22 protein-coding genes are annotated in these 21,780 nt (G+C 36.4%); 7 read left to right on the forward strand and 15 right to left on the reverse strand.

Annotation, left to right across the window (positions count from 1 at the left end; translation table 11 throughout):
• Positions 1-17: 17 nt before the first annotated feature.
• The 9 genes from pstB to MKX67_RS15760 form a co-directional block, all read right to left on the reverse strand.
• On the reverse strand, positions 18-842 hold the full coding sequence (gene pstB, locus MKX67_RS15720; RefSeq protein ID WP_095372560.1) for a phosphate ABC transporter ATP-binding protein PstB: 825 nt from the start codon (positions 840-842) through the stop codon (positions 18-20).
• Positions 843-858: 16 nt separating this feature from the next.
• A complete protein-coding gene (pstA, locus tag MKX67_RS15725) occupies positions 859-1,737 on the reverse strand; it encodes a phosphate ABC transporter permease PstA (RefSeq protein ID WP_224935967.1) in 879 nt (292 codons plus the stop codon).
• A 1-nt stretch (position 1,738) separates the two neighbouring features.
• Complete coding sequence (pstC, locus tag MKX67_RS15730; protein WP_095372558.1) at positions 1,739-2,689, reverse strand: phosphate ABC transporter permease subunit PstC; 951 nt, start codon at positions 2,687-2,689, stop codon at positions 1,739-1,741.
• 51 nt (positions 2,690-2,740) lie between these two features.
• On the reverse strand, positions 2,741-3,715 hold the full coding sequence (locus MKX67_RS15735) for a PstS family phosphate ABC transporter substrate-binding protein (protein ID WP_095372557.1): 975 nt from the start codon (positions 3,713-3,715) through the stop codon (positions 2,741-2,743).
• A gap of 423 nt (positions 3,716-4,138) precedes the next feature.
• On the reverse strand, positions 4,139-6,238 hold the full coding sequence (locus MKX67_RS15740) for a penicillin-binding protein 2 (protein ID WP_322909686.1): 2,100 nt from the start codon (positions 6,236-6,238) through the stop codon (positions 4,139-4,141).
• 159 nt (positions 6,239-6,397) lie between these two features.
• A complete protein-coding gene (locus MKX67_RS15745) occupies positions 6,398-7,603 on the reverse strand; it encodes an MFS transporter (RefSeq protein ID WP_095372556.1) in 1,206 nt (401 codons plus the stop codon).
• 241 nt (positions 7,604-7,844) lie between these two features.
• Positions 7,845-8,453: a superoxide dismutase gene (locus MKX67_RS15750; protein ID WP_095372555.1), complete on the reverse strand. Its 609-nt coding sequence runs from the start codon at positions 8,451-8,453 to the stop codon at positions 7,845-7,847.
• Positions 8,454-8,563: 110 nt separating this feature from the next.
• On the reverse strand, positions 8,564-9,046 hold the full coding sequence (locus MKX67_RS15755) for a DUF456 family protein (protein ID WP_095372554.1): 483 nt from the start codon (positions 9,044-9,046) through the stop codon (positions 8,564-8,566).
• Positions 9,047-9,177: 131 nt separating this feature from the next.
• Positions 9,178-10,806: a Na/Pi cotransporter family protein gene (locus tag MKX67_RS15760; RefSeq protein ID WP_180316948.1), complete on the reverse strand. Its 1,629-nt coding sequence runs from the start codon at positions 10,804-10,806 to the stop codon at positions 9,178-9,180.
• A gap of 236 nt (positions 10,807-11,042) precedes the next feature.
• Between MKX67_RS15760 and MKX67_RS15765 the strand changes: the two genes are divergently transcribed.
• The 3 genes from MKX67_RS15765 (at position 11,043) to ispG (ending at position 13,520) form a co-directional block, all read left to right on the forward strand.
• The gene (locus MKX67_RS15765; protein ID WP_322909600.1) at positions 11,043-11,825 is read left to right on the forward strand and encodes a DUF1189 domain-containing protein; all 783 of its coding nucleotides are present in this window, start codon (positions 11,043-11,045) and stop codon (positions 11,823-11,825) included.
• 121 nt (positions 11,826-11,946) lie between these two features.
• Entirely contained in the window at positions 11,947-12,285 is a 339-nt protein-coding gene (locus MKX67_RS15770; protein ID WP_095372552.1) for a hypothetical protein, read from the forward strand.
• Positions 12,286-12,410: 125 nt separating this feature from the next.
• Positions 12,411-13,520: a flavodoxin-dependent (E)-4-hydroxy-3-methylbut-2-enyl-diphosphate synthase gene (gene ispG / locus MKX67_RS15775; RefSeq protein ID WP_180317072.1), complete on the forward strand. Its 1,110-nt coding sequence runs from the start codon at positions 12,411-12,413 to the stop codon at positions 13,518-13,520.
• A 47-nt stretch (positions 13,521-13,567) separates the two neighbouring features.
• Here the strand turns inward: ispG and MKX67_RS15780 are convergent, their stop codons facing one another.
• Complete coding sequence (locus MKX67_RS15780) at positions 13,568-13,942, reverse strand: DUF4190 domain-containing protein (RefSeq protein WP_095372550.1); 375 nt, start codon at positions 13,940-13,942, stop codon at positions 13,568-13,570.
• A gap of 209 nt (positions 13,943-14,151) precedes the next feature.
• Here MKX67_RS15780 and MKX67_RS15785 point away from each other — a divergent pair, with 209 nt between their 5' ends.
• The gene (locus MKX67_RS15785; RefSeq protein ID WP_095372549.1) at positions 14,152-14,724 is read left to right on the forward strand and encodes a hypothetical protein; all 573 of its coding nucleotides are present in this window, start codon (positions 14,152-14,154) and stop codon (positions 14,722-14,724) included.
• A gap of 46 nt (positions 14,725-14,770) precedes the next feature.
• Here MKX67_RS15785 and MKX67_RS15790 read toward each other — a convergent pair whose 3' ends face one another.
• The 3 genes from MKX67_RS15790 to MKX67_RS15800 are packed head-to-tail and all read right to left on the reverse strand — an operon-like array spanning position 14,771 to position 16,842.
• Positions 14,771-15,181 carry a Fur family transcriptional regulator gene (locus tag MKX67_RS15790; RefSeq protein WP_095372548.1) on the reverse strand — a complete coding sequence of 137 codons (411 nt, stop codon included), beginning with the start codon at positions 15,179-15,181 and terminating at the stop codon, positions 14,771-14,773.
• 24 nt (positions 15,182-15,205) lie between these two features.
• Entirely contained in the window at positions 15,206-16,054 is an 849-nt protein-coding gene (locus MKX67_RS15795; RefSeq protein WP_095372547.1) for a metal ABC transporter permease, read from the reverse strand.
• On the reverse strand, positions 16,054-16,842 hold the full coding sequence (locus MKX67_RS15800; RefSeq protein ID WP_322909601.1) for an ABC transporter ATP-binding protein: 789 nt from the start codon (positions 16,840-16,842) through the stop codon (positions 16,054-16,056). The genes MKX67_RS15795 and MKX67_RS15800 overlap by 1 nt, the downstream gene beginning before the upstream one ends.
• 168 nt (positions 16,843-17,010) lie before the next feature.
• Between MKX67_RS15800 and MKX67_RS15805 the strand changes: the two genes are divergently transcribed.
• A complete protein-coding gene (locus MKX67_RS15805; RefSeq protein WP_095372545.1) occupies positions 17,011-17,268 on the forward strand; it encodes a DUF2624 domain-containing protein in 258 nt (85 codons plus the stop codon).
• Positions 17,269-17,360: 92 nt separating this feature from the next.
• Here the strand turns inward: MKX67_RS15805 and MKX67_RS15810 are convergent, their stop codons facing one another.
• Together MKX67_RS15810 and MKX67_RS15815 are read right to left on the reverse strand one after the other, a co-directional pair.
• Complete coding sequence (locus tag MKX67_RS15810) at positions 17,361-18,254, reverse strand: deoxyribonuclease IV (RefSeq protein ID WP_322909602.1); 894 nt, start codon at positions 18,252-18,254, stop codon at positions 17,361-17,363.
• Positions 18,255-18,270: 16 nt separating this feature from the next.
• Complete coding sequence (locus MKX67_RS15815; RefSeq protein WP_095372543.1) at positions 18,271-19,575, reverse strand: DEAD/DEAH box helicase; 1,305 nt, start codon at positions 19,573-19,575, stop codon at positions 18,271-18,273.
• Positions 19,576-19,795: 220 nt separating this feature from the next.
• Here MKX67_RS15815 and vrrA point away from each other — a divergent pair, with 220 nt between their 5' ends.
• The gene (vrrA, locus tag MKX67_RS15820; protein ID WP_307312878.1) at positions 19,796-20,446 is read left to right on the forward strand and encodes a VrrA/YqfQ family protein; all 651 of its coding nucleotides are present in this window, start codon (positions 19,796-19,798) and stop codon (positions 20,444-20,446) included.
• A 342-nt stretch (positions 20,447-20,788) separates the two neighbouring features.
• Positions 20,789-21,745: a 4-hydroxy-3-methylbut-2-enyl diphosphate reductase gene (locus MKX67_RS15825; protein WP_095372542.1), complete on the forward strand. Its 957-nt coding sequence runs from the start codon at positions 20,789-20,791 to the stop codon at positions 21,743-21,745.
• The last annotated feature ends 35 nt before the right edge of the window (positions 21,746-21,780 follow it).

Raw genomic sequence — 21,780 nt, forward strand, 5'->3', positions numbered from 1 at the left:
CAGTCTCCTTTACTTAATTAGCCGAACCTGCCGGTAATATAATCTTCCGTTCTCTTATCAGTTGGATTAGAAAAAATTTTATCTGTTTCTGCAAATTCTACTACTTCACCGTTTAAGAAAAAGGCCGTTCGGTCAGATATCCTAGCTGCTTGTTGCATATTATGAGTCACTATAATGATACTATATTCTTTTTTTAATACCTGTACAAGCTCTTCTACCTTTAGTGTTGAAATCGGATCTAATGCTGAGGTAGGTTCATCCATGAGAATAACATCTGGTTCTATCGCCAAACATCTTGCAATACATAGTCTTTGCTGTTGACCACCTGATAAACCATAAGCGTTATCCTGCAATCTATCTTTTACCTCATCCCAAAGCGCTGCCCCTTTTAAACTTTTTTCAACAATTTGATTCAGGACTTTCTTATCTCTTATACCATGAATTCTCGGACCATAAACAACATTTTCATAGATAGATTTAGGAAAAGGATTCGGCTTTTGGAACACCATACCCACTTTTGTTCTTAATTCTTCAACACCATAACGTTTATCAAAAATATTACGTCCACGATATTGAATTTCTCCTGATGTTTTTACTGATGGTACCATTTCAATCATTCGGTTCAACGCTTTAATATAAGTCGATTTACCACATCCTGATGGACCGATAATCGCAGTTACTTCATTTTCATAAATATCTAAATTGATTTGTTTTAATGCATGATTACTTCCATACCATAAATTTAATTCTTTTGTTTGATAAACTTTATTGTTGTCATTAAGATTTTTATAGTTGTCAAGTGAATCGGCGGCTTCTTTTTTGGGTGCAACCAATGTACTCATATTCTCCACTCCTCGTTTAATACCTTTTTTGGAATTTATTTCTGATCAACACAGCAATAGAATTCATCACAATTAACATTACTAGTAATACAATAATGCCCCCCGCTGCAACGGCATGAAACTCTTCTTGCGGTCTACTCGTCCAGTTATAGATTTGCATTGGTAAGACAGTAAACATATCGAAAACAGATTGAGGTAAAAACGCTAAGAAAAGTGGTAAACCAAGCACTACTAATGGTGCCGTTTCCCCGATTGCTCTAGAGAGAGCTAAAATTGCTCCTGTTAATATGCCAGGTAATGCAGCCGGCATAACCACCCTTACAATTGTTTGCCATTTATTAGCTCCCATTCCAAATGATGCTTCTCTTAATTCCATCGGTACACTTCGAATCGCCTCTTGAGACGCGACGATTATGATTGGTAATACGAGTAAACTCATCGTTAAGCCTGCGGCCAATACACTTGTTCCTAAAGTTAATGCTCTCACAAAAACCGTTAATCCTAATAATCCAAAAACAATCGACGGGACACCTGCTAAGTTAGATATATTAATCTGAATCAGTGAGGTAAACTTATTTTTACTCGCATACTCCTCTAAGTAAATGGCTGTTCCTACACCAAGTATAAGCGTCACAGGGGCAACAACACCCATTAACCAAATGGTCCCTATTAAAGCTGTTTTAATACCCGCTTGTTCTGGATCACGTGAAGGTAAAGATTGCAAGAACTGCCAGTCTAAATAACCAATTCCTTGAGTGATAATGCGATACAATAATATCGCAAGAACCACTAATGCAAACGCAGTCGCCAACATGAACAAACCTTTAAAAACGGAATTTTTCCATTTTCGTGGTGACATTTTCTTTAGTACTTGATCATGATTAATTAATTTCATACTAGTATTCCTCCCTAAAGCGCTTGGAGATGAATTGGGCGAGCATATTCATGAACAATGTGAAAATAAACAATGTAAATCCAACTGCGTAGATACTATAATAGATGGTCGTACCATATCCAGCATCTCCCTGACTGACTTGGACAATATAAGCCGTCATTGTTTGAATACTACTTGTCACGTCAAAGCTTAAGTTAGGCGTGGAGCCTCCTGCAACAGCGACAATCATTGTTTCACCTATTGCTCTTGAAATTGCTAATACAATAGAAGCAACAATACCTGAAACAGCGGCAGGTATAACAATTTTAATGGCCACTTCAAGTTTTGTTGCCCCTAATGCATAAGCCCCTTCTTTCATCACTTTAGGTACAGACGACATGGCATCTTCTGATAATGAGGCAATCATCGGTGTAATCATAATCCCGATAACAATCCCTGGGCTAAGCGCATTGAATATTTGCAGAGATGGAATCATTTCTCTAAGCACTGGTGTCACAAAAGTGAGAGCAAAAAACCCATAAACGATAGTAGGTACGCCTGCTAATACTTCTAAAATAGGTTTAATAACTCTCCTTGTTCGGTCACTCGCATACTCACTCAAGAAAATAGCTACAGCGAGACCAATCGGGACTGCCACAACTGCAGCTATAAGAGCAACTTTTAACGTTCCTGAAATAAGCGGTAGGATTCCATATGAGCCTTGTGTTTCAGAAAATGGATACCACTTTTGTGCGGTAAAAAATTCTTTGATACTTACGTGACTGAAAAAAGTCGTCGTTTCCACAAATAATGTTACAACGATCCCAATCGTCGTTAATACTGACACAATCGCGGTTAATAATAAGATAACTGGAACAATCTTTTCTGACTTCAGTTTATTTTTACTTTTAGATTTTTTTTGTTGTATAAGTTCTTGCACAGAAAACGCTTTTTCTTCTTGTTGTATATTCATAGTTGATCCCCCCTTCATTACGATGATGATCTCTCTTCATCATTCAAACACTTATTTTAAATCTTCAATTGTTGATAACCCTGTTTCATATTCTTCATCTTTTAATTTCACATAACCGACATCTTCTGAAAGTGCCCCCGCATTTTCTAATGTGAACTTAACGAATTCATATGTTTCTTCATTCTTTAGGGAATCATTTTTCACGTAGATATATAAAGGACGTGATAATGGTGCATACTCCCCTGATTCAACCGTGTCATGAGTCGGCTCTACCGGACCATTCCCACCATCGATTGGAACAACTTTTAGCTTATCTTGATTCTCAACATAATAAGCAAATCCAAAGAATCCAATGGCATTTTCGTCCCCTGCTACACCTTGAACAAGGATGTTGTCATCTTCTGACAGTGTCGCTTGTTCTACAATTGGCTCATCCTCCAGAATGATTTCATTAAAGTAATCATACGTTCCAGAGTCTGTTCCTGGAGAATAAAATTTGACTTCCTCATCTGGCCATTCTGGTCTAATATCTGACCATTTTTTTGTTTCTCCCGTATTGATCCATAACTCTTTCAATTCTTCGATAGTAAGTGAATCGACCCAATCATTCTCTTTATTTACAACGATTGATAATCCATCGTTGGCTAGCTTTAATTCTGAATACTCAATTCCTGCTTCTTCAATTTGGGTTTTCTCTTCATCTTTAATTTCTCTCGAAGCGTTACTGATATCCGTTGTTCCTGCAATAAACTGTTTAAATCCTCCACCTGTTCCAGAAGAAGCGACTGACACTTGTACGCCTGGCTGATCCATACTGAATTCTTCAACAACAGCTTCCATAATAGGATAAACTGTAGAGGAGCCATCAATTTTGATTTCTCCTTGTAACTGTTGATTTTCTTCACTAGTTGTTTGCTCTCCATTACTTGAACTGTTCGCACCGCCATTTGCTCCACATGCCGTTGTAAAAGCAAGAACAGAACCAATCATTAATGTTGATGCCACATACTTGAATCGTTTCTTCATTAGAAATATTCCCCCTAGAAAATCAGTTGTTTTGTCCTACAAACCCATCATAAGACCTAAACGTTAATAGGAAATAAATGTCGTGTAAATATTCTGTAAACCAATGTGAAGAAATGTAAAGTGAAATTTAGGGAAAATCATATCTCATTTTTGGAGTGAGCATTACCTTGCAAACAAACAATGCTGTAAAAGCAAAGTAATGAACATGGGGATTGTCGAGGCACTCCTTAGTAAAAGAACGATAATATAGAGGTAGTTGTGTAGGATTGTCAGCGTTCTTTGCCTCTTTCACTTCTGATGTTATAAACTAAAACTAAAAGAAAAGCATAAAAATAACTCGGATTCCCCCTTTAAAATAGGGTGAATCCGAGTTTGATTGTTGATTAGTATCTGTTATGCTTGTGTTTTTCAAAACAAACAAGCTTATTCATCCTCTTCTTTGTTAACATCAATTACTTCTTGCTTCGTTAAATCTTCTGGTTTCTTACTTTCTTCTTTCGCACGTTCTTCTTTTAATTCAAAGTATTCATCCATGACGCGTTCGGCAATAATCATGTTTGCTTTATGGCCACTTCCACCTTCATAGGCCCAAGGGACCATGACAGCAATTGCCACTTCTGGATTATCAGAAGGTGCATAACCAACATAGCTGATATTCATTACTTCAGGTGGCTCATCATAATTACTACGTAGTGGTCCATCATAGAAAGCCTCTGCTGTTCCTGTTTTACCTGCAGGGTCATACTCTTTATCACCAAAGAAGGATAGTGCCGTACCTTGTTGTTCTTGTGCAACTTGACGGAATCCCTCTTTTACACGTTCAATCCAAGAAGCATCCATATCAAGTTTATTAAGAACTTTCGGCGATATTTCTTCTACAATAGGGCCTAATTCTTCATTTTCTAATAAAGGCTCCCTAATTTCTTTTACTACATGAGGCTCCATTCTATTCCCGCCGTTAGCAATCGTGGACACATATTGCACGAGCTGCATATTAGAGTACGTATCATACTGTCCAATCACTAAGTCCAACATAAATCCAGGGAGTTGACTCATTCCTTTAAATCCTGTTTGTTCATTTGGTAGATCAATCCCTGTTCTAACGCCTAAACCAAACTGAGCAAACGATTCTCTGATTGTATCAAACCCTTTAGGATCTAACGGCAATGATTTATTATAGCGATATGTGCCGCCTCCAATTCGAATGGCTGTTTCAAACATATACACATTGGATGAAACCCTTAATGCGTACAAATCACTAATTGGTCCGAACGTTTTCCATGATTTTTTTACAGGTGTACCAGCAATTTTTAATGGCTGGTCATTAATTACTGTACCAGGTTGAATCACACCTTCCTTATAGCCCGTAAGAATAGTAGCCCCTTTGACTACGGAACCGGCGTTATAAGTGGTCGTAATATTCCCTAACGCATCATCCGTCATTCTTGTTCGGCCTGTTTCCTCATCTTTCACAAGCCTTCTACCAGCCATTGTTAAAATTTCGCCGCTATACGGATCCATTAACACGACATAGGCTCTATCTAAAAGACTGGTTCCTCCAGTTTGTTTAGCCGCACGCAACTCTTCTTCAATGATTTTTTCTGTTGCTAATTGTAAATCCATATCGACACTTAATACTAAATCTTTCCCCCGCTGCCCTTCTGAAATTGTAACCGTTTCTAGAATCGTACCACCTTTATCAGTGACATTTTTCACTTTGGCTTTTTGACCATGGAGGACTTCTTCGTATTGATATTCAAGATAACTTTTACCTACACGGTCATTTCTTGAATAATCTCTTGCTAAATAGTAATCAAGCATTTCTTTCGGAATACCTTCTTCAGAAGAAGAAACAGAACCAAGGACAGATTTCAATGTATTATCAAAAGCATAGTAACGGTCCCAATCAGTTGTTGTATCAACCCCTGGAAGATAATCTAAATTTTCGCTTACTAGGGCGAATTCCTTTGCAGTTACTTCATCATTTTTAACAACTTGTGGTGTAAAGGCATACCCACTAGAGAACTCTCGATAAATCGCAAGCACTTCCAAGTCGTCTTCTGTCAGTTCATCCAATTCTTCTTCCGTAATACGATCTAATGTTAATTGATAGACATCTTTATCGTAATCGGCTTCTTCGTCCTCGCGAATATTTTCCTTTTCTTTCTCTGTTACCTTTTCATCCGCGCGATCAGGATTAATCATAATCCAATAATCTTTTTCATCTCGTTCCGTGACTTTTTCTGTATCTTTTTCAATTAGTTCCGCTAATTTCTCAGCAGTATCAAGCATTTCCTCTTGACTAGCTCCATTATTTGTATATGTAATGGCATTCTGCGGGATATTATCGACAATAATCTTTCCTGTACTATCAAACATCTTTCCCCTAGGTACAGGGTTATTTACAGTGATTTCTTCTGTTCGTTCTATTTCTCGCTTATAGTCATCACCGTAGACAATCTGAACAAACCCTAATCTAAAAATAAGTACAGAGAACAACACAAAGACAATTAAGAATAGCATGTTTAACCGAAAGGACACACGATTCTTCTTTTTCTTTTTATTCAATTGCTAAAACCACACTTCCCTCTTAATTACATATACTTATTTTAAAAGAAAACCAAAAATAATTCTATTCATAACTATAAGGAAATGATAGTTATTTTGAATATTTTTTTCACATCATTCGATATTCTTTATAAAGAAATAGATCATACTATGCCCAATCCCTAATATTACTAGCAATATCGGCAAGATCACATGATCATCAAAATAGATTACACCCACTATAAAGAACAACAAAGATAATATTCTACCGATGTTCAAGAATAATTCCCTTACAACAATATATTCAATTCTCATTTCTGCCGCTTTCCAGGCTGTGCCTATTACATCATAAGTCATTGAAGAATAAGGAACGAGTAATAAAGGATAAGCGATTGCAATTAATGCCGCATAGAGCAAAAGATTAACGTAGGTTATATGAAATACTAACAGGAAAATTGACAGAAATAATAACACACCTCCAGCTAACACTGCTCTTTTCCTATGCTCTTTCTTAATCCATCTTGAAGCAATATAATAACAAACTAATGCGATACCTGAATTTAATAATCCGAATGTACCAAGTGCTAATTCGCTCCCCGTAGCTATAAACACAAAGACAGAAACGACAAACGCATATGTACCTTCACGAAACCCTTGGAAAAAATGAGCATTTGTAATCCTCTTCCAATTCTTATTATACTTTCGTTCTTCTATAATCCGCTTAAAAAAATATTTTCCATTTGCTGGACGCCTTTTAATAGAAAAGCTTAAAAATACGGCAATCGCGAATAATGCTAATGAAATTCCAAATATGACTGAATAACCAGTATAAGCCTTCATTTTTGAAATAATTAAACCGGCAGAAATAGGACCAATCATACCACCAAATGATGAAAGTAACCCGAGAAAACCATTAAAAAAGTCTCGATTTTCTGGATCGGTTATTTCAAATGTTAATACATTAAACGCAAGCCAATAAAAACCAGAACCTATACCTAATAAAGAACCTAATAAAAGGAGATATGACGACGCTTTATCCCCTACAAGAAGCACAGAAATATAAAAGAAGGCAAGAAATATAACCCCTAACCTTAGAACAATGACACGATCTACTTTTTTCGCCCATTTGCCCGCAATAATAAATGCAATAGGTTGCAGAACAACAGCAGCGAGGTTATATAAGCCTAAATCCACGTATTCACCAGATTGCTTCCACAAAAAAATATTCACAAAAGTATTGGATAACGCAATACTTAAGGAATATAATCCTCCAATTAGCAGCAATAAAACAAGGTCTCTGGTCGGCTCAATATTTCCAATCACTCTCTGCAATTTACTCATAAAAAAACTCCCCTTCGATTCTACAAATAGTCTCCTTCAAAAACGATGGAGTTATGCAAGAAAAGGAAGATCCTCATTGAAAAAATATTTCATGTCACTTGGTCTTCTTACAAAAAACAATTATGGTTAGACAATCGAAGCCCATACATTAGGAAAGAGTGACATTTATTAGACAGCAATGTAAAAAAGCACTATTCCAATGAATAGCGCTTTTTTTAAGATTATAGATTTATTTTGGCTTTTACTTCGCTTCTTGATATCTTCTGCCTACTTCGTCCCAATTGACAACATTCCAAAACGCTTTTATATATTCAGGACGTTTGTTTTGATAGTTTAAATAATAAGCATGTTCCCAAACATCTAGCCCAAGAAGGGGTGTTTTGCCTTCCATTAATGGCGAGTCTTGATTAGGTGTGCTCGTTATGGCTAATTCTCCATTATCAACAACTAACCATGCCCAACCCGATCCGAAGCGACCAGTAGCTGCTTTAGCAAATTCATCCTTGAAGTCGTCAAAGCTACCAAATTTACTAGCTATCGCATCTCCTAAATCGCCTGTTGGTGTACCCCCTCCATTTGGTGAAAGAACTTCCCAGAATAAAGAATGGTTGGCATGTCCACCGCCATTATTCCTGACAGCTGTACGGATATCTTCAGGAATATCATTTATATGGGTAATTAATTCTTCTACACTTTTCGATGCGTATGCACTTTTTCCTTCAATTGCATTGTTCAAGTTAGTTACATAAGTATTATGGTGTTTCGTATGATGGATATTCATTGTTTCCTTGTCGATATGTGGTTCTAAAGCATCATAAGCATACGGTAATTTCGGTAGTTCATAAGCCATGTAAACATTCCTCCTACTAAAAAATATAATCATATGCAGACATCATTAAAATGTCTTCTTATATTTTCTATACCACTTTGCCATAGAATCAAACATAAAAATTAATTTTTTTATAGAACAACAAATAAGAAATAGATAATCATCACTACTTGAACAATTCCTTTAGTAATGATGCTACTTATGAATCCTACAAGTGACCCAAATCCAACTAAGACCGCTTCCTTAAATGGGCGACGATGTACAATTAATTCTGCGATAATTGCCCCGACTATTGGTCCAAGTAATATACCTGCCACCGGGATAACAAAAGGACCTACTAGTATTCCAATAGTGCTTCCCCATATTCCAGCTTTTGTCCCACCATATTTTTTCACACCAACCATATTAGAGATATAGTCGGCACCAAATAGTAATATTACAAATAAAATTTGAATGGACCAAAACAGTACACCAAAAGGTTCAAAGGAATAGAATAATCCATAAACAATAAAGCCAGCGGCAATAAAAAGTACACTCGGGATAATTGGATAAATCAATCCGATAAAAGCTATAACAAATAAGATGATAATGAGTGCCCAAGCTAAAATATCCATAACCGTTCCCTCCTATTCATAACAAAAACTTCTCATAGTCTCGCCATAATTAAAACATTAAAATGTTATCTTTTCCATCGAAAGATTTTAAAAAAAGAGGTAAGGAACCAACCCTTACCTCTTTATAATACTCAATCTTCGCCTAATACAGCCTCTGCAATATTAACTGCATGATCACCGATTCGTTCTAGATTACTTAAGATATCCACATATACAATCCCTGCTTGTCCAGAACATACTCCTTCACTTAAGCGAATGATATGTTGTTTACGTAATTTACGCTCCATTTTATCTATTTGATCTTCTTTTTGTACAACATGTTGTGCTGCTTCTTTATCATTATGATCTAGCGCTTCTAATGCTTCAGAAACCGTAGAGATCGTTAATTGGAACATATCATCTAAATCTTTCATAGCGGATTCCGTAATACTTACCTTATTGGCTTTCTTATAATCCATTAATTCAACGATATTTTCGAAATGGTCACCCATTCTTTCAATATCTCTAATCGTATCCATTAGAACCGTATGTTCAGCCGATTCGCTATTAGATAAAGAACTTCTAGAAAGCTGAATAAGATAATCTGTAATTTGTCTATCCAGATTGTTTATCGCACTTTCGATTTGATAAGCTTTTTCACCATGTTTAGGAGAACCATCTATTAAAAATGATCGTGTCTCATTTAATCCTTCAACAGCAAATTGACCCATTCGAAGTACCTCTTCTTTTGCTTGTCCAAGAGCAATTGATGGCGATTGCTGAATAAAAACAGCATCTAAATGTTTGGCTTTTTGCTCAATCACTGTATCTTCACCCGGAATAAGCTTCGTCACAATATAGGCCAGAACAGCCACAAATGGCAGTTGAATCAACGTGTTAGTAATATTAAATGTTCCATGAGCGAACGCAATTGTCAGCTCTGGATTCAGTCCAAGATTCGCTTGGAACATTTCAACCAATAAAGTAAAAGGATGAAGTAATATTAAAAAGATGGTAGCTCCAATTAAATTAAACGTTACGTGAACTAGCGCTGCTCGTTTAGCTGCAACTGTAGCCCCAAGTGAAGCTAATACGGCAGTTATCGTTGTACCAATATTATCTCCAAATAAAACTGGAAGAGCTGCATCTAAGTTAATTAACCCCTCAGAAAATAGGCCTTGCAATATTCCAATTGTCGCACTTGAGCTTTGCACAATTACTGTAAGCACAGTTCCCACAAGAACACCTAATACTGGAATCTCACTCATACTAACTGTCAAGTCATGAAAGCTTTGTAAGTTACTTAACGGTTTCATACCACCGCCCATTAACTCTAATCCATAAAACAATGCCCCAAAACCAAATATAATAGACCCAATGTTTTGCATACGGTTATTTTTAAAGAAGACTAAGCATAATACCCCAATCGCTAGGATTGGCAACGCATATTCACCAATATCTAGACCAATTATAAACGCTGTAAAGGTTGTCCCAATATTCGCACCCATAATTACGCCTATCGCTTGACGTAGATTCATAAATCCAGCGCTAACTAATCCTACTGTTAACACCGTCGTTGCAGAACTACTTTGAATAAGCATCGTTACTAACATTCCTGCTAGTACACCCATTAATGGATTTGTGGTGAATCTATCCAAAATATCTCTAAGACGATCTCCAGCTGACTTTTGTAGACCATCTCCCATCGTTTTAATTCCGAGAAGGAAGATACCTAATCCACCGACAAACTCAAATATCATCTTTTGAATATCTAATTCCAAGCTTTTCAACCCCTAGAAAGTATTTCAACACTAATGTAAACCCCACACTATTATTAAAGCTTTCTCTATTAATGTAAATAGTGTAACGGTTAAATTTACAAACCTTTAATATTTTTCCCTTATGTTACAATTAGATGACAAAGGATTAATTATTCAAAAAACTTATTATTCTTGTATGACGAAAGTATTGTCGTTAAAATAAGTAGAATAATGACAAGTAAGGACGTGGAAAATTTTTGAATATCTTCAAACAATTTATAAGTAGCATTTATTCTCCAAAAGACATTGCAACATTTCGTCAGCAGGGTATAGGAAAGACTATAGGTTATGTTTTTTTTCTCACTTTCCTATCCATTATCCCCACTATTTTTTTTCTCAGTACATCCGTCTTCAATGGTGTACAATCAATGGAATCAACAATAATGGATGATTTGCCTGAATTTGAGATTGCTAATGGGACATTACAAGCAAATGAAACAGCACCTATTACTGTTGAGAATGATGGTGTGACCATTATTTTTGACTCTAATAATATTGTAAAGAAAGATGAAATATTACAAACAAATGATACCATTGCCATTCTACAAGACGAATTGGTGTTCATTAGCGGAAACAATCAACAATCCTATAGCTATAGTATGCTCGGTGATATCAATATTGATAAATCAACCGTTATTGAATTAATACAAACGGCAGATTCTTGGTTAATCATTTTAATTAGTATCTTCGCTATTGTACTGTATTTATTTTCTGTAGCCATGCGCTTAATAGAAATTTCCATTATTGCCTTAATCGGTATAATGATTGTGAGAATTGTTCAGAAGACACTTCCTTATCGCTACATGTGGCGAATAGCCGCTTATAGTATCACGTTATCAACAGTATTTTTTATTATCATGGACACACTACAAACCGTAGTTCCAAATGGAGCACTTATTAACTGGTTAATATCCATCATCATTCTCATGTTAGCCATCAAAGAAATACCTCATCAGAAAAAGGAAATACCTGAACAATAATGGAATCATACTGTAGACGCCTATACCGTCTGCAGTTTTTTTATACATAATCTGTTCTAATTAGATATGTACATGCATAAGTATGATAATGATTATTCTATAATGACGGGAGCTTGTAAATATGAGAAGAATTTCAGCCTTCATCTTAATTATTATCATTGCATTTGCTGTATACGTCGATCTTTCCAAAGGAACTCTCCCTAAACATATTGCACCCGTTGTCGCAGAGGTCACAAATTTAGAAAAAGGCGAACAAGAGGTAGGCCTTACTTATTTCGAAAAAGAAGTGAATCGGGGAGATACCGTTCTATCCATTATTGAGCAGCAAAATATGAACATCGAAAATCTTCCAATTAATGTTATTGCTGAAGATTTCAGCACATTAAATAACGGAATAAAGCCTGAAGAAATTCAATACGGCAATACCTATAAATTTCCTTCATATAATAATGAAAACTAAATGCTTAGCATCTATTTCTTGTCAATTCAATCACTTCATTGATACAATAGTTGATGATAAGAGCTTACATTGAGAAGTTCAAATATATTTTTTATATATAAAGGAGCGAATCTCCATTGAGTGAAATGATACATCGTACGAAAACTCGTCCGGTAAAAGTGGGACCGCTAACCATTGGCGGAAGTAATGAATTATTTATTCAAAGTATGACTACAACGAAAACTCATGATGTAGAAGCAACCGTTGCGCAAATTAAACGATTAGAAGAAGCAGGATGCCAAGTTGTTCGCGTAGCATGTCCAGATGAAAGGGCAGCTAATGCGATTGCTGATATAAAAAAACAAATCGATATTCCACTTGTCGTTGATATCCATTTTGATTATAAGTTAGCTTTAAAAGCCATTGAAGGTGGAGCTGACAAGATTAGAATTAATCCAGGTAATATTGGAAAACGCGAAAAAGTGGAAGCTGTTGTAAAAGCTGCTAAAGCGAAAGGTATTCCTATTCGTATTGGTGTAAATGCAGGTTCATTAGAAAAACGCATTTTAGAAAAATACGGCTATCCTACAGCAGACGGAATGGTTGAAAGTGCACTTCACCATATTAAAATCCTGGAAGACCTAGACTTCCATGATATTATCGTCTCCATGAAAGCGTCAGATGTCAATTTAGCGATTGAAGCTTATGAAAAAGCAGCTCAAGCTTTTGATTATCCTCTACACTTAGGGATTACTGAATCCGGAACATTATTTGCCGGTACAGTAAAAAGTGCAGCTGGCTTAGGCGCAATTCTTCATAAAGGTATCGGAAATACGTTAAGAATTTCATTAAGTGCTGATCCAGTTGAAGAAGTAAAAGTGGCTAGAGAGCTGTTAAAAGTATACGGTTTATCATCGAATGCTGCGACACTCATTTCTTGTCCGACTTGTGGTCGTATCGAAATCGACTTAATTAGTATCGCGAATGAAGTTGAAGAATATATTTCAACAATTAAAGCACCAATTAAAGTCGCTGTTTTGGGCTGTGCCGTTAACGGCCCTGGTGAAGCAAGAGAAGCTGACATTGGCATTGCTGGAGCACGAGGTGAAGGTTTATTATTCCGCAAAGGGAAAATTGTCCGCAAAGTACCAGAAGATACAATGGTCGATGAATTAAAGATTGAAATTGATAAAATAGCTGAAGAGTACTTTGCAAAACAAAAAGAAGAAGAAGAAAACGCCAAAGAAACAGTTTAAATAAACAAAGCGCCTAGGGATACTCCTAGGCGCTTGTTGTTCATTATTTAAAAGAATGGCATTATAAAAATCCCTACTAAGAGCGATACTATACCGATACCAATCGCCCAAGTGCCAAATCCTCTAGCTCCTTTGCTATTTGCAACAATACCAAGTACGATCCCTGCAGCTCCAAGAAATATCGGCATAATGAATAGTGAAAGGATTGATAATACTAAAGCAGTAATACCTACTCCTCGGCCACCACTACGCGTTCCTTTTCTATCGTCAATATCCCTTCCCCTGTCCTCATCATAAGTTACAGGAGCAGCAATTTCAGCTGCAGTTTCTTCTGAATAATCGCTTGAGACTTCATACTGGTTCTCATCAACTCTGTCACGACGAAGCTGATCTTCATCATATTTACGCATCTGATCTGCCATCATGATCCCTCGCTTTAATGGTATCCACTTTTTCTGTGGTGGAGCATTTATTATTATTAACAAGCGTTACACTTTTACTTGTGTTAAGATTTTCTAGCAACAAAAAGGCTTTTATGGTTTATATAATGAAAAGTTTCAGCTAAAATTAGGAAGTAGAGATAAAATGAAGTGAACGGTTAAATGTTCAAGTTTTAAAGGAGAGCAATGAAATGAAAAAACGATTCGGAATTGATATCGATGGAACTGTCACGAGTCCAGCGGCAATGATTCCTTTTATGAACAAAGCATTTGGTTTACAACTTACTTTAGAAGACATAAAGCAATATGACTTGTATCCGCTTGTAGATATAGAACCTCAAGCATTCGATCAATGGTTTAAAGAAAATGAACCGGAAATTTATCGCCAGTCAACCATTGTACCTAACGCAAAAACAATATTAACACAATGGAAAGAAGAACATGAACTATTTTTTATTAGTGCACGCTCAACTCATTTGATGAGCGTAACTGAAAATTGGTTCATACAGAATGGCATTACTTTTGATCATATTGATCTTATTGGCTCTCATGATAAAGTCTCAGCAGCTAAACAATATGATATTGACATATTCTTCGAAGATAAACATGATAATGCTGTTATGATCCATGAGGCGTGTCAAATTCCCGTCATATTGTTCGATACACCCTATAACCGCTTACCGACTCCAGACGGCGTAAAACGGGTGACAAGCTGGAAGGAAGCAGCCACATGGGTTGAGAATTGGTTAAAAGTATCTGTGTAATCTTACTATCTTCACATAAAAAACCCCTCATGAGGGGTTTTTCCAATTAACAACATTCTGGGCATTTTCCGTAAATTTCAAATTTATGCCCAGAAACATCATATCCTTTTAAGTTTTCTGCCAGAGTATTCATCGGACAAGTTTCTATTTCTTTTGTTTTTCCACAATCCAGACAGATAAAATGATGATGATGATGTTCATGAGAACAAGTAAACCGAAAATGTTTTTCACCAGATAACTCGGTCATCTCAAGAATATCTAAGTCCACAAACAACGATAAATTACGATAAATGGTATCAAAGCTCAAGCCCGGATAATCTGGTTTCATTTCCTCTAAGACTTCTCTTGCCGTTAAGTACTTATTACTATCCGCAAATAGTGCAAGCATTTCTTCTCTCTTGCCTGTATGCTTATAGCCTCGATTTTTCAACAGTTCTAATGCTCCACTCACATTCATGACTGATTCACCCTTTTTTTGCAATTATACTTTAGCTGGTCTAGATGTCTTTACTTTCTTTAAAAGTATCGTTACTAATAATATTAACACAGCAATGATCACAATGGTTCCTCCAGGAGCAAGATCTAAGTAATATGCTAAAAATAAACCGCCAAGTACTGACACTTCCCCAAAAATAACTGACAATAAAATCGTTTGCTTAAAGCCCTTTGCAATCCGCATACTCGCAGCAACCGGTAAAGTCATAAGTGCGGATACGAGGAGAATTCCAACGATACGCATAGATGAAGCGATAACAAGTGCCACCATCACAATAAAAATAAAATGAACAATTTTTACTGGAATACCAGATGCTTGCGCATGCTCCTCATCAAAAGATAATAAGAATAGTTCTTTATATAAAGAAACAATAATGGCTATAATAATCACCGAAATGATGATAATAAGCCATAGATCTTCTCTACTGACTGCACTAACGCTACCAAAAAGGTAACCAAACAGATCTGAATTGAAGCCATCAGCGAGTGAAATAAATATTACACTTAGACCGGTTCCCCCAGAAAGTATAATAGGAATGGCAAGCTCCTGATAATGCTTGTATACAGACCTTAACTTTTCTATAAACACAGATCCTGTAACGGAAAAAGCCATCCCCATATAAACAGGATTGACTCCGCTAAAACCGGTTAGTTTCTTTTCAAGTAATAAGCTTGCTGCAATCCCAGCTAACGTTACATGACTAAGCGCATCTGCTATCAATGATAACCGCCTGACTACAATATACACACCAAGTAAAGGGGCAATAATACCAATAATCATACCAGTTAAAAAAGCATTTTGTAAAAACTCATATTCAAATATAGCAGCAATCATCATCTCACCCCTTCATGATGGTGGTGATGATCATGGGATAAGATATGAACGTCATGTCCATAAAACGTCGACATTTCAGCTTTATCAAGACGCTCAAATTCCTCTGTTTTCCCGTGGAAATGAAGAGTTTTATTCATACATGCAACATGTGATACCCGCTCAGAAACTGTCCCTATATCATGTGTAACCAGTAAAAGCGTAATGCCACGGTTTTTATTCAGATCTTCAAGCATATGATAAAATGATTGCACATGTTGTGCATCAACACCAACAGTCGGTTCATCTAATATAAGTAATTTAGGCTCACTAACTAACGCTCTTGCAATAAACACCCGTTGTTGCTGACCTCCAGATAACTCTCCCACATTACTCATTTCATATTCGCGTAATCCAACAGAATCTATAGCATCGATAACAAGACGCCTATCTTCCTTTTTCATCCATTTAAATAGTCCCAGCTTTTTTGTTAACCCACTAGCAACAACCTCAAATACCGTTGCCGGAAAACCTGTATTAAATGAATTTGCCTTTTGCGAAACAAAGCCAATTTTTTGCCTGTCCTTAAATTGATTCATTTCTTCCCCGAAAAGAGTGATTTTCCCATTTTGTAATTTTAATAAGTTCAATATTAACTTGAGAAGTGTTGATTTTCCAGAACCATTTGGACCAACAATGGCTAAGAAGTCTCCTTCATTTACAATTAAATTTACCCGCTCTAATACATTATTCTTTTCATATCTAAAGGAAACATCCTCTATTTTAATCACTGGCTCTTGCAGTGTTTCCATCTTATTCACCTTCGTTTTAAGAATCATTACGATTTAGTACAAAGAGTAGTATACATGAAGTTCCTAACCTTGTAAAGGAGTGAAATGGGGCTTGTTTCATCAATTTTTGTAGAAAAATAGGCAAATTTTTCTGCACAGGTGCATACAGTTTAATGAGGAGTGATGCACATGAAAATCTTTGAGAACATCATTAATCACAAAGTCAATCACATTACCGCAGATGAATTATTAAAGTATGGAAAACAATTTAATATCTCAGTTAGCCGCTCAGAAGCGGAGCAAATCGCCCAATATCTTCGCGGTAAAAAGGTGAATATCTTTAATGAAAATGAACGAAAGAAACTTGTCAAAGAAATTGCCAATATTGCAGGTGTAGACACGGCAAAGTCAGTCAATCAAATATTTCTTATGTTTACCAATTCTTAAGTCGATTACAAGTGCCATTGACATCTACGATTTTAACAGACCATTAGAAGGGCAAAGAAGAAGCATAGAGGATCCCTCTCCTCCATGCTTTTTTATTGTGCTAAAATATCTTCTAAAAGATTTTCATTAAACGCTTCTTTACGCAACATATTAATTTCGAATTGATATGGCGGTTTCTTATTTTTCTTGTCCTCGCCAACATAAGGTGTTTCTAAGATTTTCGGTATTGTCGTAAGTTGTGGATGATGAACAATGTTGTTTAGTGCCTTAAAACCGATATGACCAAATCCAATATTTTCATGGCGGTCTTTCCTAGCTCCCTGAATGTTTTTACTATCATTAATATGAAGAACCTTTAATCGATCGATACCAATGATTTTATCAAATTCATTTAATACACCATCAAAGTCATTAACAATATCATATCCAGCATCATGAGTATGACAAGTATCAAAACAAACAGATAAATGTTCATTATGAGTTACACCATCAATAATTTTCGCTAGTTCTTCAAAATCTCTTCCACATTCTGACCCTTTTCCAGCCATTGTTTCAAGCGCGATTTGCACATTTTCATCCCCATTTAGTACTTCATTTAAACCTTCAATAATCCTTGCAATACCGTTTTCTGCACCTGCTCCGACATGTGCACCAGGATGCAAGACAATTTGCTTTGCCCCAAGCGCTTCTGTACGATCGATTTCAGAACGTAGAAAATTCACTCCTAATTCGAATGTAGCTGGGTTCGTTGTATTCCCTATATTAATAATATAAGGGGCATGAACAACAATATCACTTATGTCCTTTTCCTTCATATGAGCTAGGCCTGCTTCTATATTTAAATCTTCTATTTTCTTTCTTCTCGTGTTTTGGGGAGCACCTGTGTAAATCATAAATGTATTCGCCCCGTAAGAAGCTGCTTCTTCACTGGCTGCTAACAACATTTTTTTTCCGCTCATCGAAACATGGGATCCGATTTTCAACATACAATATCCCTCTCTCTTATTTTCTTTTAATCCTTCTTTCTCTCTTCTTTATCTTTTCCATTTCCCATTTGCGCTTTCTTTTGTATCCTGGTTTTACTTTTTTCGGTTTTTGTACAAGTGAACTAGCTTTTTTATCAATCTCATCTGTTTGACGTTGTCTGTTTTTTCTTTTATTACGATCGTCAAGTTTTACCCAATTTCCTTTAACAAAATCAATATGAGTAAAAGTAACGCCCATCTTCTCTAATTTATTTAATGCGTCTTCATCTGTTGGATCATAAATCGTTAAGGCAATACCTGAAGTGCCTGCTCTCGCTGTTCTACCTACACGATGAATATAAAAATCTAAGTCTGTAGGTAATTCGTAGTTAATTACGTGACTAATTCCTTTAATATCAATACCCCTAGCAGCTAAATCAGTTGCTACGATATATTGGAATTCGAGATCAACGATTTGCTTCATCATTTTCTTTCGTTCTCGTGGGTTCAAATCTCCGTGAATTCTTCCGACTTTCAAGCCTTTAGCCATTAAACCATCCGCGACTTCATCTGCCTTTTTCTTCGTATTCGTAAACACGATGGCTAAATACGGGTTAAAAGACTGTAAAGCATCAAACACAAGATTTACTTTGTTGCGGTGTCTTGAAGGTAATAATTGATGTTCAATTTTAGCTGCGGTTGGTTGCTTCGGCTCTACATGAACATATTTTGGGTTTTCCATATATTTTTTCAAAAATGGTTTAAGCTTCTCTGGGATCGTAGCTGAAAACACAAGCATTTGCAATTTCTCTTGCATATGTGAAGCGATTTGGTCAACATCTTCCAAGAAGCCCATATCCAACATTAAGTCCGCCTCATCCACAACTAATAATGAAGCAGTATGGATAAGCAATGCCTGCTCTTTCACTAAATCATTAATTCTTCCCGGTGTACCAACAACTATTTGCGGTTGCGTTTTAAGCTTTTCAATTGTTCTTTGTTTATCTGTACCACCGATAAAGAGCTTAACTGCGATAGCATCTTCACTATGGCTCGTGATTTTTAAAACCTCTTGATAAATTTGGTTGGCTAGCTCTCTAGTTGGTGCAGTGATAATTGCTTGTACACCTTTTTTATTTGTTTGAAGTTTTTCAACCATTGGCAGAATATAAGCGTGTGTTTTACCTGTACCTGTCTGGGATTGACCAATGGCACTTTCCCCTTTTAAGACAGTCGGTATTAATCTTTCCTGTATATCTGTTGGTTCATAAAACCCTAACTTCTTTACTGCTTCTATAATAAAAGGTTTAAACTCATACCTTTCAAATCTTGTTTCATTCATTTTTTTAACTCCTCATTATCGTTATGAAATGATCATAAGTACTTGCACACATGATCACTTAAAATCGCAAACATTTACTCCATCATATTATTATAATAAAATTCCAGGTAAATAACCAGTTATACTTGTTATTCCTTCTTATCCTTTTATTAAAGATAAACCCATTTCTCCTTTTTGCATACAATGAAAGTAAAATCCCCTTTTGAGAGGAGGAGATGTGATGTATCCAGGAATGGGACCAAATCGAGGGCAGAGACCAGGCTTCCCACCACCACACCAAACACCACAAATGATGCAAAACTTATCAGGTAGGCCACCATTTCCACCCGGTATGACTCCATACGGACCAACACAACCAAGAAATAATGGTGGCATGAGAAATAACGGATCTTCAAGAAGTGGAGGTCTATTATCCAAAATTCTTGGTGGTAGAGGTGGTTCCGGTGCGCAGGCAGCCGTTAACACTGCTACTAATGCTGCCACAGAATCTAGAGCCGCTGGTGGAGCAGGCATTCTCCAAACGCTAACAAACCCAACAAATATCAGCGGTTTTTTAACAAATACACAAAAATTCTTAAATACTGCAGGGCAAATCGGTCCAATGGTTCAACAGTACGGTCCAATGGTTAAAAATATCCCTTCAATGTGGAAGCTTTATCGCGGTCTTAAGAATATGAGTTCAACAACGGAAGAAAAAGAAGAAGAAAATGAATCTAGCTCACCATCTCCGATAAAGGATAGTCATCCTACTATGTCAGTAACGAAAACTAAAAAAGAGACATCAGTCACTATGAAGTCTTTAGAAGACCAGCCAACTCAACAACCCCCTAAAAAAGCTGGTGGTCAGTCTGTACCGAAACTGTATGTTTAATCATGTGCTTAGCGCTCGCCATTTTGGCGAGTTTTTATTTTATTTAAATCGCTCATTTCCTTCATTAAGTGAATTAAAAAAATTGTTATAGTCATCTCTTAAGTACCAATATGCAAAGTGTATCTATCCTATCACCTTCATTGTCTTATTTTCATTCGTCCTTACGGAACAATAGAATTGAGCTTAAATCACCGTGGATTTCTTTTATAAATTCTCCTTTTTGTGTTATTGCTTTATGTCTTATATAATAGATTAGAAGAGATGAGTAATTTCATTCATCCAATGTTTTATTTAAAATTATATAACACAAAATATATGTTTCAGATATAGGGAGGATATTCAATGAACGTCATCAAAATATCACCAAGGGGCTACTGCTATGGTGTAGTAGACGCAATGGTGATTGCTAAAAACGCATCACTCGATAAAACCTTACCGAGGCCAATTTATATCCTTGGCATGATTGTCCATAACAAACACGTGACTGATGCATTTGAAGAAGAAGGCATTATTACTTTAGATGGGAAAAACCGTGACGATATTTTAGACCAAGTCCAAAGCGGTACGGTTATCTTCACAGCACATGGTGTATCACCTAAAATTCGAGAAAGAGCTAAAGAAAAAGGGTTAGTAACTTTAGATGCTACCTGCCCGGATGTGAGTAGCACGCATGATTTAATTCGTCAGAAGAAAGACGAAAATTATCAAATTATATATATTGGTAAAAAGGGACATCCTGAACCTGAAGGAGCGGTTGGGGTTGCACCTGAGATCGTTCACTTAGTTGAAACGATTGACGATGTTCAAGCGTTAACACTAACAAATGAAAAAATTCTTGTTACAAATCAAACAACCATGAGCCAGTGGGATGTCGGCGATATCATGGAAGAAATCAAAGAGAAATATCCTCAAGCTGAATTTCATAAAGAAATTTGTCTTGCTACTCAAGTACGTCAAGAAGCGGTTGCAGAGCAAGCAGGGGCTGCAGATGTCCTTATCGTTGTTGGGGATCCGAAAAGTAATAACTCGAACAGGCTTGCTCAAGTTTCCGAAGAAATTGCTGGCACAAAAGCCTACCGTATTGGCGATATTTCCGAGCTTAATTTAGATTGGATTAAGGATGCTCAAACGGTTGCAGTAACGGCCGGTGCCTCTACACCAACACCAATTACAAAAGAAGTGATTTCTTTTATTGAACAGTATGATCCAAAAGAAGAATCAACTTGGCTTACAGAAAAGAAAGTACCATTATCTAAAATTCTTCCAAAAATAAAAAAGCCAAAAGTTGTACAAAAGTAAGCAAAAAGCCATCTCCAAATGGAGATGGCTTTTTC

Source organism: Cytobacillus sp. FSL W7-1323, assembly GCF_038595015.1.
GTDB classification, from domain to species: domain Bacteria; phylum Bacillota; class Bacilli; order Bacillales; family Cytobacillaceae; genus Cytobacillus; species Cytobacillus kochii.

Bases quoted from the DNA above. Each gene is read 5' to 3' on its own strand.
- MKX67_RS15815 (WP_095372543.1), bottom strand. From the start codon at position 19,575: ATGAATGAAACAAGATTTGAAAGGTATGAGTTTAAACCTTTTATTATA.
- MKX67_RS15770 (WP_095372552.1), top strand. From the start codon at position 11,947: ATGAGAAGAATTTCAGCCTTCATCTTAATTATTATCATTGCATTTGCT.
- MKX67_RS15795 (WP_095372547.1), bottom strand. From the start codon at position 16,054: ATGATTGCTGCTATATTTGAATATGAGTTTTTACAAAATGCTTTTTTA.
- pstC (WP_095372558.1), bottom strand. From the start codon at position 2,689: ATGAATATACAACAAGAAGAAAAAGCGTTTTCTGTGCAAGAACTTATA.
- MKX67_RS15755 (WP_095372554.1), bottom strand. From the start codon at position 9,046: ATGGATATTTTAGCTTGGGCACTCATTATCATCTTATTTGTTATAGCT.
- MKX67_RS15740 (WP_322909686.1), bottom strand. From the start codon at position 6,238: ATGCTATTCTTAATTGTCTTTGTGTTGTTCTCTGTACTTATTTTTAGA.
- MKX67_RS15800 (WP_322909601.1), bottom strand. From the start codon at position 16,842: ATGGAAACACTGCAAGAGCCAGTGATTAAAATAGAGGATGTTTCCTTT.
- MKX67_RS15735 (WP_095372557.1), bottom strand. From the start codon at position 3,715: ATGAAGAAACGATTCAAGTATGTGGCATCAACATTAATGATTGGTTCT.
- MKX67_RS15745 (WP_095372556.1), bottom strand. From the start codon at position 7,603: ATGAGTAAATTGCAGAGAGTGATTGGAAATATTGAGCCGACCAGAGAC.
- MKX67_RS15790 (WP_095372548.1), bottom strand. From the start codon at position 15,181: ATGAATGTGAGTGGAGCATTAGAACTGTTGAAAAATCGAGGCTATAAG.
- MKX67_RS15750 (WP_095372555.1), bottom strand. From the start codon at position 8,453: ATGGCTTATGAACTACCGAAATTACCGTATGCTTATGATGCTTTAGAA.
- MKX67_RS15805 (WP_095372545.1), top strand. From the start codon at position 17,011: ATGAAAATCTTTGAGAACATCATTAATCACAAAGTCAATCACATTACC.
- MKX67_RS15810 (WP_322909602.1), bottom strand. From the start codon at position 18,254: ATGTTGAAAATCGGATCCCATGTTTCGATGAGCGGAAAAAAAATGTTG.
- MKX67_RS15785 (WP_095372549.1), top strand. From the start codon at position 14,152: ATGAAAAAACGATTCGGAATTGATATCGATGGAACTGTCACGAGTCCA.
- vrrA (WP_307312878.1), top strand. From the start codon at position 19,796: ATGTATCCAGGAATGGGACCAAATCGAGGGCAGAGACCAGGCTTCCCA.
- pstB (WP_095372560.1), bottom strand. From the start codon at position 842: ATGAGTACATTGGTTGCACCCAAAAAAGAAGCCGCCGATTCACTTGAC.
- ispG (WP_180317072.1), top strand. From the start codon at position 12,411: ATGATACATCGTACGAAAACTCGTCCGGTAAAAGTGGGACCGCTAACC.
- MKX67_RS15780 (WP_095372550.1), bottom strand. From the start codon at position 13,942: ATGGCAGATCAGATGCGTAAATATGATGAAGATCAGCTTCGTCGTGAC.
- MKX67_RS15825 (WP_095372542.1), top strand. From the start codon at position 20,789: ATGAACGTCATCAAAATATCACCAAGGGGCTACTGCTATGGTGTAGTA.
- pstA (WP_224935967.1), bottom strand. From the start codon at position 1,737: ATGAAATTAATTAATCATGATCAAGTACTAAAGAAAATGTCACCACGA.